This window comes from Nocardia sp. NPDC057440 (genome assembly GCF_042802915.1).
Classification (GTDB): domain Bacteria; phylum Actinomycetota; class Actinomycetes; order Mycobacteriales; family Mycobacteriaceae; genus Nocardia.
Genome location: NZ_JBHVDF010000008.1, coordinates 209,060 through 222,545 on the forward strand (window position 1 = coordinate 209,060; position 13,486 = coordinate 222,545).

Genomic DNA, 13,486 nt, shown 5'->3' on the forward strand with positions numbered 1-13,486 from the left:
GGCATGAGCGGGATCGGGCTGGACAGCTTTGCCACCACTGTTCTCGCGGACGATCCGGTGGTGCGGGACCATCGGGTGCACGGGGTGCGGATCCTACCCGGTGTGGTGTATCTCGACATGATTCTGCGTGCCGCGATGGCGGCAGGCTACGCGCCTGCGGACCTGGTGATCCGGGAGGCGTTTTTTCACCGGCCGGTCGTGTTGGACTCCGGCGGCGCGGTGCGCATCGCGTTCCGGGTGGAGGCGAGCAGCGGTCGTATCCGGATCGATGTGCAGCGGCTCGACGCGGGCGAACCGACGGGGCCGATCGAACTGGTCGCCGAATGTGTTGTCGTACAGTCTGGTTCAGTCTCAGATGCGGAACCCATGGACCTGGGTGCGGTCCGGGCGGCGCTGGTCGCGGCCCGTGGCCTGGACGAGATGTATCGGCAGAGCGGCAGTCGTGGCATCGAGCATCGCGATTTCATGCGCGCCGCAGGCATTTTCGGTCGTCATGAGGATGTGGTGACCGCGGAGTTGACGCTGGGCGCCGAAGGGGCGGCGCACCTGCCCGGGTTCCTGCTGCATCCGACGTTCTTGGACGCGTCGACGATCGTGCCGTTCGTCGATCCGCATCGACTGGGCATCGATGACGACAGCGCGTTCATTCCGATCCACTTCAGCGAGGTCCGGGCATGGCGCCCGACGCCCGAGCGGGTGTTGGTGCGTGCCGTGGTGCGCGACCACGGCCAGGATCTATTGCGGGCCGAGGTGCGGCTATACGACGAGGCGGGCGTTCCGGTCGCGGAATACCGGCTGACCTCCAAACGCGTTCGAGGCAGCGCGGATATCCATCGGTTGCTGACCGAGTCCTCTGCGGCACCGCCGACGGCGGCTTCGACCGGTCCGATCGGACCTGCGCCGGCCGAGACCGGGTTCGCGCCGAGCCGGGCGGATACGCGGGATCCGCTCGCGGTGATCACCGCGGACCTGGTGGCGCTTGTCGCCACCGAGACGGCCATCGACGCCACCGGTATCGCGACCGATGTGGGTTTCTATGAACTCGGCCTCGATTCGAGCCGGCTCCTGCATTTGACCGCGGAGTTGGAGGCTCGGATCGGTGAACCGCTCTATCCGACTCTGCTGTTCGAGTACCAGACCATCGATGCGCTCGCCGGGTATCTGGCCGACACGGTCGGCGCACGGTACCGTGCGGCCGCGACGGCACCGGTGGCCGCAGCGCCGGTCGTGCTGCGCCGAGACAGTGTGGTCACCTTCGGGTTCGATTGGCAGCCGGTTGAGTCGCCGCACCGGCGGCGGGAGCCCGACAGCCTGCTCGTCTTCGACACCGCGGACCAGCCGTATCGGCACCAGGGGCGGGCAATGGTCGTCCGCGTTCGGCCGGGTGGTGAATTTGTCTCCGGTACCTCCGAATTCGTGGTCGATCCGGCCGACCCGCGGCACCTGCGGTTACTGCTCACCGAGCTGTCCACCCGCCGCCGAACCTTCGACGCGGCGGTGTACCTGTGGAGTGCGCGCCTCACGGCAACCGAGGTGGACCCGCATCGGATCGCGGAGCAGGTGTACCTCCCGTTGCGCGAGTTGGTGCGAGCCGCGGCGGATGCTCCGGACGCGCCCGTGCGCAGGGTACTGGTCCTCTCCACAGCGTCCGCACCTGGAAAGCTCAGCAGCGCGTTGATCGGCGGCTTCGCGCGCACCGTCCGGCTCGAGCTGCCACGGCCGCTCGTCCGGTCCGTGCTGTGTGACACCGCCGCCGATCTCGATGCCACGATCACTGCCGAACTCGCCATCGACGACAACGACGCGGCGACCGAGATCCGTTATCGCGCAGGCCGCCGCGAGGTCCGGACACCACAGGAAATCTCCATTGCCGCATCGAGAACGGCCGTCCCGCTGCTCGAACAGCACCTGGTGGCGATCGTGACCGGCGGCTTCGGCGGCATCGGTCAGCAGCTCGCCCGCAGGCTCGCCCGCGAATACCGGGCTCGGCTGCTGCTGGTGTCCCGCGGTCCGCTCGACGAGTCGGGGGCAAGGCTGCTCGCCGAGATCACCGGCCTCGGCGGCGAAGCCGTTCATGTACGGGCCGACGTCTCTGTCGCCGCCGACGTCGAACGAGTCGCGACAATCGCACGCGCCACCTTCGGGCGTGTCGACGCGCTGTACCACGGCGCCGGAGAGCTACACGACGGTCTGCTCACCAGCACGACCGGCGATGCGGCGAGATCGGTTCTCGCCCCGAAACTCTGCGGTTCCGAGTGGCTCATCAGGGCGGTCCCTGAGGCGCGCCTGATGGTGCTGTTCTCGTCGGTCTCCGCGGTCTTGGGCAATCCGGGACAAGCGGATTACGCGGCGGCGAACCGGTATCTCGATGCCTTCGCCGAACTGCACGACCACATCGCGGGATCACCCCGGGTGATCAGCATCAATTGGCCACTGTGGGCCGAGGGCGGGATGCGTCCGCCCACCGAGCAGATCGAGGCACTGGGGCGGGCGGGAATCGGCTTGCTGCCGACCGACATCGGGCTGGATCTGCTGATGTCGTCCGCGTCGGCCGATCGCGCCCAAGTGGCCTACGTCTGGGGCGACGCGGAAGCCGTGCGTGCACGACTATGCCCGGGTCCGACCTCCCCTGCGACTACACCAACCGAGATTCCCGCCGCGCACCCCACCGAATCCGAACCCGAATCCGAACAGCACAGTAGCCGCGCCGAGAGCGACACAGCCCTAGCCATTGTCGGTTTCAGCGGCCGTTACCCGGATGCCGACACCCTCGACGAGTTCTGGCACAACCTGCGCGACGGACACGACGCGGTCGGCCCGGTCCCAGCCCAACGGTGGTGGCTCACCGCCACCCATCGCCCGGCAGACTCGCCACCGATGACGGGTGGGTTCCTGCGCGGCGTGGCCGGTTTCGACCCGCAGTTCTTCCGTATCCCGCCCGCGCACGCCCCACTCATGGATCCACAGGAGCGGCTGTTCCTCCAGCAGGCGTATGCGGCACTCGAACACGCCGGCTACCACCACGAGAATCCGGCCGTCCGGGATCGGCGGGTCGGCGTATTCGTCGGCGCGACCTGGAGCGACTACCGGCTACTCGGAGTGGAGGCCACACGGACCGGCGATCCTGTTGCGGTGGCGTCGATTCCGTCGTCCATCGCCAACCGGACGTCGTACACTCTCGGCCTGCGCGGGCCGAGCCTCACCGTGGACACGGCGTGTTCGGCATCGCTGACCGCGCTGCATCTCGCCCGGCGCAGTCTGCTGGACGGCGAGTGCGACGCGGCGATCGTCGGCGGTGTGAACTTGCTGCTGCACCAGGACAAGTTTCTACTGCTGAGCAGTGTGGGCATGATGTCGGACACCGGCAGGTGCAGGCCGTTCGGTGCGGAGGCCGACGGTTACGTGCCCGGCGAAGGAGTGGGTGCGGTCTACCTCAAACCGCTGCGTACCGCCCTCGCCGACGGCGACACCATCCACGGCCTGGTGCTGGGCAGCGCGGTGAATCACGGAGGGCGGACCGCCGGATACAGCGTGCCCCATCCCGGCGCCCAGGCGGAGGTGATCACCGAGGCGCTACGCGCGGCCGGAGTCGAACCGGGGACGATCGACTACATCGAGGCGCACGGCACCGGCACCGCACTCGGTGATCCGATCGAAATCGCTGGCCTGGCAATGGCATTCGTACATCGCATCGGCGAGGGTCGAGGGCGTGCACTCGGCTCCGCGAAATCGAATATCGGTCATCTGGAGGCGGCCGCGGGTATAGCGGGCCTCACCAAGGTGCTGCTGCAGTTGCGGCACGGCCGCATCGCACCGACCTTGCATGCCGCACAGGTGAATCCGGCGATCGCGTTCGACGCTGTGCCGTTCCATCTGCCCCAGCAGCTCGAAGACTGGCCGCGCGCCGGCGTCGACGGCGTCGCGAGGCCGCGCCGCGCGGGGCTCAGCGCCTTCGGTGCGGGCGGTGCGAACGCTCATGTGGTGCTTGCGGAGTTCATCGACCAGCGTGCGCGGCCTGCGGTGACAGGCGAACCGGAGGTCTTCGTCCTCTCGGCGCGGTCGGCCGACCGGCTCCGGCGCCACGCCGAGACGATGGCGCGGCATTTTCGCGCGCTGGATCCCGCCGATTTCGCCGACGCGGTGCGCACGCTGCAGGTCGGCAGGCCCGCGCTCGCGTATCGGCTCGCGGTCGTCGCGGCAGGCCCCGATGCGGTGGCAATCGCGCTCGAGCAGTATCTCAGCGACCAGACGAGCCCGGTGGTGACCGGAATGCCCGGCACCGGAGGGCAGCAGGCGGAACTCGGGCCTGCGACGTCCCTCGAGCAGACGGCACGGCAGTGGGTCGCCGGAGCCGCCGTCGACTGGACCGAACCAGCCCGGCGGATACCGCTGCCGGGATACCCCTTCGATCAACGGGACTACTGGATCATCGCGCCACCGAAGTCCGGATTCGACGCGGCCGTGGCACGATTCGAGTCCAGCCCGCGCCAGGGCGGGATCGGCGAGCCCGGACAGGCGGAGCTGGGGCGCTACGCGGCGGTGCGACTGTTCGGCGTGCTGACCGACCTCGGACTCGCGGCAGGGGAGTGGTCGGTCGAATCGGTGCGCGGGCGGCTCGCTGTGCCTGCCCGCTTCGAGCGACTGCTCACCAGTTGCCTCGACATCCTGCTCCGGCACGGCTTGGTGCGGGGCGCGGGCGAGGGGATCGTGGTCACCGGGCCACCTCCGGGAACGACGTGGATGCGCGCGGACCTGCTCGCCCGATTCCCCGAGACCGAAGCGTATGTGAGGCTGCTCGACGCCTGCCTGACCGCCTACCCACAGGTGCTGCGCGGCGAGCTGGCGGCGACCGAGGTGCTGTTCCCGCGCGGCGAACTCGATCTGGTCGGCGCGATCTACCGAGGGAACGCGGCCTATGACTTCGCCAACGGTCTGCTCGCAGATCTGGTGGCGGCGATCGCGCGGGAACGGGCAGACAACCAGGATCGGACAGACAGTGCGCCCCCGCTGCGGGTGGTGGAAGTCGGCGCCGGTACCGGCGGTTCGACACACGCCGTGGTGGCCGCGCTGGTGGCCTCCGCAGTGCCGTTCGAATACCACTACACCGATGTGGCGCAGAGCTTTGTCGCGCACGGCAGGCGTACCTTCGCAGGCCAGGCCGGAATGCGTTTCGGAGTGCTCGATATCGAGGTCGATCCGGTGGTGCAGGGGTTTCCCGTTGGCAGCGCCGACCTCGTGGTGTGCGCCAACGTCTTACACGCGGTGCGGGCGATCGGACCCGCCTTGCAGCACGTCCGCCGTCTCCTGGCGCCCGCGGGTGTGCTGGCGTTCACGGAGGCGACGACCGATCTCGAGGTACTCGCGCTGACATTCGGACTGCTCGAAGGCTGGCACGGGTATCGGGATCCCGACCTGCGGATCGCGCACTCGCCGTTGCTCTCCGAGGATCAGTGGCGTGTCGCGCTGACGAACGCAGGCTTCACCGGCGTGCGGGCTTGGGGTCCGGGGCTGTTCGCCGACACGGAGCCGAGCTTCCGCCTGCTGGCGGGGGTGAGCGACGGCGTGCCCGCGCTGGCGGCCGACCTCCCACCGCGGGATGCGGCTGTCATCGCGACACCGGCCGCGTCAGCTGATCCGGTGAACTCGGTGGACATTTCGAGCCTCGAAGCCGAGATCACCAGTATGGTCGCGCAGGGGCTCGGGGTGTCGGGCGCGGACGTGCACCCCGAGCTGCCGCTGTCCGAGTACGGCGTCGACTCGATTCTCGCGGTCAAGATCATCGACCGGGTCAATGCCCGCTACCGGTTGGCACTGCGGCCGACAGCGGTCTTCGATCATCCGTCGGTCCGGCAATTGACCCGACGGATCGCCGGCGACGGCGCGATCGCCGCCGCGTCTGCCGTTGCCGCCGCCTCGGTGCTCGACACCGTCGCACCGGTCGCCACAACACCCGGCACGCCGGCATCCACCCGCCCCGCGATAGCACCGTCGATCCCTGCGAGAAGGACGGCTCCGCAGTCCATGGATATCGCTGTCATCGGAACGTCGGGGCGGTTCCCCGGCGCCGCGAACCTCGATGAATTCTGGCGAAACCTTGCCGCCGGACGGGATGCGGTGACCGAGGTCCCGCCGTCGCGCTGGCCGATCGCCGATTACTTCCGGCCGGGACCGGCGACGCTGGGCAAGACCTACTCGAAATGGGGCGGATTCCTCGACGACGTCGACCGCTTCGATCCGATGTTCTTCGATCTGGTGCCCGCCGAGGCCGACTACATGGACCCGCAGCAGCGGTTGTTCCTCGAACACAGCTGGCTGGCGCTGGAGAACGCCGCCATCGATCCGAAGTCGTTGCGGCGCAGCCGATGCGGTGTATTCGCCGGGTCACCCGGATCCGATTACGCGACGCTGCTGCGCAACCGCGCCGGGTTCGGTTCGCACCATATGTTCACCGGCAACAGCCCGGCGATCCTGCCCGCCAGGGTGGCCTACCATCTCGATCTCACCGGACCGTGTCTCGGGCTGGACACCGCCTGCTCGTCGGCATTGGTCGCCGTGCACCAGGCCTGCCATAGCCTCGCCACCGGTGAATCCGAGCTCGCGTTGGCGGGTGGGGTGGCGGTCTTCGTGACGCCTGAGTACCACCTGCTGGCGGCATCGATGGGGATGCTGTCGCCGCACGGCCGCTGCGCGAGCTTCGACGCTTCCGCCGACGGGTTCGTCATCGCCGAAGGCGTCGGGGTGGTGGTATTGAAGCCGTTGGCCGCGGCCGAACGCGACGGCGACCCGATCCATGGGGTGATTCGCGGTATCGGGGTGAACCACGACGGTCGCACCAACGGCATCACCGCGCCGAGCACCCGCTCCCAGACCGAGCTGGAACTCGACGTCTATCGGGCGAATGGAATCGATCCGTCGAGCATCGGCTACATCGAAGCGCACGGCACCGGAACACGCTTGGGCGATCCGATCGAGCTGGCGGCGCTCACCTCGGCGTTCCGCCACTACACCGACACGGTAGGCGCCATCGCGGTCGGCTCGGTGAAGTCGAACATCGGGCACGCGTCGCATGCGGCGGGGATGGCGAGCCTGTTCAAGGTGCTGCTGGCCATGCGCGCCGGGCAGATTCCGGCCTCGTTGCACGTCGATTCGGTGAACCCGCTGCTGGATCTGCCGAATTCACCGTTCTTCGTCAATACCGACCTGCGTGCGTGGCCGGACGGGCCGCGGCGGGCCGCCGTCAGTTCCTTCGGATTCAGTGGCACCAACGCCCATCTCGTCGTGGACGGCCCCCCGCCGGTTCGTGCACCCCATCGGGACACCGGCAGCGATGGACCGCAAGTGGTGGTGCTCTCGGCTCGCTCGCCGGGCAGCCTCAGTCGCGCGGCGCGGGCGCTACGCAGGCATCTGGCCGCGCACCCTGAGGTCGCGCTCCCAGATATCGCGCGTACCTTCGCCTCCGGCCGAGCGGCCTTCGAGTACCGCCTCGCGATCGTCGCGTATTCCGTCGACGGTCTCGCGGCCCGCTTGGCCGACTTCATCGAAGGCGACACTCCGGCAAGTGTTTTCACCGGTCTGATTCCCGACACCATCAGTGCGGAGCAAACCGCGACGGTGGTTGCTGATCCGCGCGAGGCCGCGCGGCGATGGGTCGCGGGGGAGCGGGTCGAATTCACAGGCTGGTCAGCGGAATTCGTACAGCGGGTACACCTACCGGGATACCAGTTCGAACGGGAACGGTGCTGGGTGCCCGACGACGGCGCCGCACCCGAGATCACTACCGCGGCACCAACAGTCGCGGAACCCGAGACTCGATCGTCCCGAATCGATAGAGCGACATTTGCCGCCGAGGCGTCTCGGCCCGAATCGCCCACCGTCGAGGCTGCCCTCCTGCCGAGCGCGGAAGAATATCTGAAGGGCTTGCTCGCCGCGTATTGCAGACTGGATGCCGACCGGATTCGCACACGTATTCCGTTGCAGGACTATGGGATCGACTCGGTACTCATCAGCAGGATGAACGATCGGCTCGAGACGGACTTCGGCGCACTGCTGCCGAGCACCCTGTTCTTCGAGTACCAGACCGTCCGGGAGCTGGCGGGCTATCTCGCCGAGGAGCACCCGGAACGGTTGGCGACGCTGCGCACCGAGGCCGTGCGACCGGTCACGCCCGACGCGCCGGCCGACGCCACCGCGGCGACCGCATCGGCGGACTCCGCCCCCGTCTCGGAGCAAGCCGCTACCCCGTCACCCGAGCTGGCGGACTCCGGGACCGGCATAGTCGCCACAGCCACTGTCGATGGTGCGGCCACCAGCCCCACGCACGACGTGGACGACGGCATCGCCGTCATCGGCATGGCGGGCAGGTTCCCGATGGCGCAAGACATCGAAGAATTCTGGGCCAACCTGGTTTCCGGCCGCGACTGCATCATCGAGGTGCCGCCGGACCGCTGGGATCATCGCGCCTTCCACTCCGACGACCCCGACGAGCCCGGCACCACCTATGCGCACTGGGGCGGCTTCATCGATGATGTCGACAAGTTCGACGCACGGTTCTTCGGGATCACCCCCAAAGATGCCGAGGAGATGGACCCGCAGCAGCGGCTGTTCCTCGAAACATCCTGGGCTGCGTTGGAAGACGCAGGCTACTCGCCGGACCGGGTGCGGGCCGGCGCGCGGGCCCGCGGACTGGTCGACGCCGGCGTCTTCGCCGGTGTCGGGTATGCCGAGTACCAGGCCTTCGTCGGGGTGCCGATCTCCGGCTATTTCGCCATCCCCAACCGGGTTTCGTATCACCTCGGTTTCAGCGGCCCGAGCTTGGCGGTGGACACGGCGTGCTCCGCCTCGCTGACCGCCCTGCATCTCGCGTGCGAGAGTCTGCGCCGTGGTGAATCCGCATATGCCCTCGCGGGCGGTGTGAATGTGTCGATCCACCCTGGGAAGTACCTGTTGCTCGGCTACGGACGGTGGGCCTCCACGGATGGTCGCTGCCGCTCGTTCGGCGCCGGCGGCGACGGCTACGTGCCTGGCGAGGGCGTGGTTACCCTGGTGCTCAAGCCCTTACGGCATGCCCGCGCCGACGGGGACCGGATCTACGGCGTGATCCGCGGCAGCGCGGTCAACCACGGCGGACGCACCAACGGGTTCACGGTGCCGAATCCGACCGCGCAGGCCGAGCTCATCGGCCGCGCACTGACCACGGCCGGGGTGGATGCCCACGACATCGGCTACGTCGAGGCGCACGGCACCGGTACCGCACTCGGCGATCCGATCGAGATCGCGGCGTTGACGAGGGCCTACCGCCGGTCTACGACCGAGCGGGGCTACTGCGGCATCGGCTCGGCGAAATCGAGTGTCGGGCACCTGGAGGCGGCCGCTGGTGCGGCGGGCGTGGTGAAGGCGCTGCTGCAACTGCGGCACGACACGATGGCGCCGAACCTGCACAGCGACCCGTCCAACCCGGCGATCGATTTCGCCGCGACTCCGTTCCGGATTATCGGCACACCCACCGTATGGCCACGGCCGGATGACGGCACACCGCGGATCACCTCGGTCAGCTCGTTCGGTGCGGGCGGGGCCAACGCCCATGTGATTCTCACCGACGCCGACCGGCTACCACCATCCGAGGCGGATGACCGGCCGCGGCTTGTGGTGCTGTCGGCGCGCGACGCCGATCGCCTGACCGAGGCAGCAGCCCGATTGACTCGCCGGCTGCGGGAGAACCCGCTGCCACTGGCCGATGTGGCCTGGACACTGGCCGTCGGCCGTGCGCCGTTCGAGCATCGGCTCGCCGTGGTGGCCACCTCGACGGCGGAACTGGTCGAGCTGCTGGAGAGTGCGGCCGATCCCGCCGCGCGGGCCCCCGCGGCGGGGCTGCTCGTGTTTCGAGGCGTGGCCCGCACCCATCGTGAACTCGACGAGTTGCCCGGTGAATCCGAGGCGGACCGTACCGAGCTGCGCGGCCTGCTGCGCTCCGGCAACCTGCCGCGGGCGGCAGAATTGTGGACCGCAGGGTGGACGGTGGAGTGGGAACAGGTCTACGAGCGCCCTTTCGGCCGCATCGTCAGCCTGCCCACCTACCCTTTCGCGCGGCGCAGGCATTGGATCGTGCCCGAGGACTACCGCCGCCGCACCGAGCCCACGGGGACGCCGCAATTGGTGGCGAAGTCGGTTGTCGCGCAGCGCCCCGAGCTGACCGATTCCGCCCCGCGTAACGGCCACCGGCCCCATGGTGTGGCCGCGCAGAGTATCCCGGAGCCGGGCGAGGCGAACACCGATACCGCGGACGGCAACGGCGTTGCGGTGGCCGCCTTCCCGATCGCGGCCGACCCAGAACCCGCAGCGCCTGCGGAATCCGGCCAAGAGCTGCGCGCCCTACTACAGGAGCAGATCCGAGATATCTTCGCCGATCTCACCAAAACGGATCCGGCGGAACTCGAGCTGGACGCGGATTTCGTCGACTTCGGCTTCGACTCCGTGGCCACGGTGCGGATGCTCAACCGGCTCATGAAGCTGCACGAGGTCAAGATTCCGGCGGAGTCGATCGAGCTGTACCCGACGATCAGCTCACTCGCCGACTACCTCGTTGCCGCAGGGATCGTCGCTTCCTCGACCCCGCCGATCGGTGCTCCGCAGAGCACGGCCGCCGCACGCGCGGCCGATGCGCAGGACGACATCCCCGTCGTCTCCATGGATGCGCCGATCGCGGTGGAATCGGTCTTCATCACCGGCGTCACCGGCGTGCTCGGCGGCAAGGTGCTACACGATCTGCTGGCGCACACCGACGTTCGGGTGACCTGCCTGGTGCGTGGCGCCTCGTTGACCGCGGCCGAGAAACGGATCAAGCACTTCCTCGCCACCTACGACCCGGACGGCGCGCTCGACAGCGCCTTCGCGGCCAGGGTCACGCCATTGCTCGGAGACGTGTCGAACGACCGGTTCGGCCTGGACGAGGCAACCTGGCGCAGCACCGCACAAGAGGTCGACCTGACCATCCACGCCGCGGGCCGCACCACCCTCGTCACCTTCTACGACGCGCTCGCCCCGATCAATGTCGAAGGCACAAGGCGCGCTGTCGATTTCGCGCTTCAGTCGCGTGGTAGGTACCTCGTGTACGTCTCCAGCTTCAGTGCGCTGGGTGACCGGCTCAACGTCAACAACCCGCCGTTCACCGAGCGCGACCTCGAATTGAGCCAGGGCTACGACCATCTGCCGTATCAGCAGACGAAATACGAGTCCGAGAAACTCATCAGGGCGGCGAGCGAGCGCGGTCTGCTGTGGGACATCGTGCGTCCGGGAAACATCATGGGCGACAGCGTCGCCGGGCGATACCCGTTCTCCGAGGTGAGCGTCAAGGGCGCCTACTACGACATCCTCAAGACGATGATCGAGACCGGCGAGACGATGCTGACGCCGGTGCACTGGGATATCACCCCGGTCGACTATGTCAGCGCGGCCATCGTGCACATCGGGTTGCGCCGACCGACCTATCGGGAGACCTACCACCTGACCAACCCGGACATCCGGCGCTACTACGACGTGGTGCGCTACGTCCAACAGGCCGGGTACGACGTAGATCTCGTGCCGCTCGAGGAATTCCATCGCCGCGCCACCGAACGGGAAATCTATCGCCGCGGGACCGGCGAGGTCTACGACAGCCAGACCCTGGAGATGTTCAAATACGGCATCGAGCTCTTCGGCTTCATCCACTACGAAGAGAGCTCCTACGCCGATTGCGCGTACACCCGGCGGGTGCTCGGCGCGGCGGGCATCGACTGTCCGCCGACCGAGCAGCTGGTTCAGGTCTATCTGGCCCACTGCGCGGAGGTCGGCTACATCCCGGCGCCGAGGGCGGCCGAATCGACCGTCGAGGCGGCGCGATGAGCGGGCATTTCCCGTCCCGAGTCCACCCGTCTCGAGCAGTCCACCGTTCGGCCCCCGACGAACGGGGAGTTGCGTCTGGAGGTACGGGGCTGATGAGAGGCACGTGCTCAGCGTTCGTCTCGCCGATGAGGTCAGCGGAGGTAGGGCGATGAATGCCGAGTGCACGCTCGTCTTTCCTGGTCAAGGCGCACAGCGGGTCGGGATGGGCGCGGACTTCTGCGCCGAATTCCCGGTCGCACGTGCGGTTTTCGAGGAGGCGGCCGAGGCGGTAGGGGAGGATCTGCTGCGGATCTGTGCCGAACGGGATCAGCGGCTGCATCGCACGGAATACACCCAGCCGTGCGTGCTCACCATGGAGATCGCGGCGCACCGGGTGCTGACGGCCGAATGCGGTGTGCGGCCGGTCGCCTTCGGCGGACACAGTCTCGGCGAGTACAGCGCGTTGGTCGCGGCCGACGTCCTCGAGTTCGCCGACGGGGTCCGACTGGTCCGGGCCCGCGGTGCGCTCATGCAGCGGGCGGTGGCGCAGGGCCGTGGTGCGATGGCCGCGCTCATCCTGCCCGACATTACGGCGCACGGAGTAGCCGAACTCGTCGCCGGGGTCGGCGCCGAGGTCGCCAACGACAACTCGCCGGAGCAGCTCGTCATCAGCGGCGCTACCGAGGCTGTCGCGGCAGCCAGAGTGCTGCTCGCCGAGCGTCTGCCGGAACTGCGGTTCGTCCCGCTGCGGGTGAGCGCACCCTTCCACTCCCGGTTGATGCGGTCGATCGAATCGGACTTCGCCGGGTACGTCGCCGACTGTGCGCCGCGGCTGCGTGCGGACCGTGCGACGGTGGTGACCTCGAACTTCACCGGCGATTTCCACCGGCCCGAGACACTCTCCGGCCATCTCGTCCGCCAGATCAGCGCGCCGGTTCGCTGGCAGGACAATATGCGCGCACTCGGTCGCACCGGCGCGGCGATCGTCGAAATCGGCCCCTCGGCGCCCCTGTCGAAGTTTTTCGCGGCAGTCGGGGTGGAGGTGTCGCGACTGGTGACTGTTGGTGATCTCGCGATGTTCCAATCCAGGCCACCGCAGGCGACTGCGCGCACGGAGCCGACCTCGGCGCGCATATCGAGCGCGCGGCCCGCGCCGTCGGTGGCGAGCGAGCCGACGACGCCGACTCCGCAAACCACGCTGAGTCCACGGACCGCGCCATCACCCGAACGGCCGGTCGTATCACTCGGATTCGGTGGGGGCGACACCGCGGACGGGTTGGTGCTGCATCGGCGGCAGGCCACCCCTGCGCGGTTTCGCCTGTTCTGCTGGCCGTTCGCGGGTGGGAAGGCCGCGGCCTACACGCCGTGGCGAACCCGGTTGCCCGATTGGGTGGAGTTGTGCGCCGTCGAATTGCCCGCCAGGCACCGGCATCTCGGGCAGACACCGATGCGCGGATTCGGGGAATTGATGGATGCCGCAGTGGCGCAGGTGGTTTCGCTCACGGACTTGCCGTTCGCCTTCTTCGGCCACAGCCTCGGGGGGCGGCCCCCCAACCAGGGGCGCCGCCCGCCCCCCGCCCCCGGCACTCCCCCCGGTGGGTTTCAAACCCCCGCGGGGGGGGGCGCCCAC

At 68.5% G+C, this 13,486-nt stretch carries 2 protein-coding genes; both read left to right on the plus strand.

The annotated features are described in order from the left end of the window. Positions 1-3 precede the first annotated feature (3 nt). Positions 4-11,877 carry an SDR family NAD(P)-dependent oxidoreductase gene (locus ACFU4Z_RS18970; protein ID WP_379064625.1) on the plus strand — a complete coding sequence of 3,958 codons (11,874 nt, stop codon included), beginning with the start codon at positions 4-6 and terminating at the stop codon, positions 11,875-11,877. A gap of 103 nt (positions 11,878-11,980) precedes the next feature. Further along, positions 11,981-13,486, plus strand: a 1,506-nt coding sequence (locus ACFU4Z_RS18975; RefSeq protein ID WP_379064627.1) for an acyltransferase domain-containing protein, incomplete at its 3' end; no start/stop codon positions are given.

What these genes read in the sequence shown, in the direction of transcription:
- ACFU4Z_RS18970 (WP_379064625.1), top strand. Translation starts at nt 4, where the DNA reads ATGAGCGGGATCGGGCTGGACAGCTTTGCCACCACTGTTCTCGCGGAC.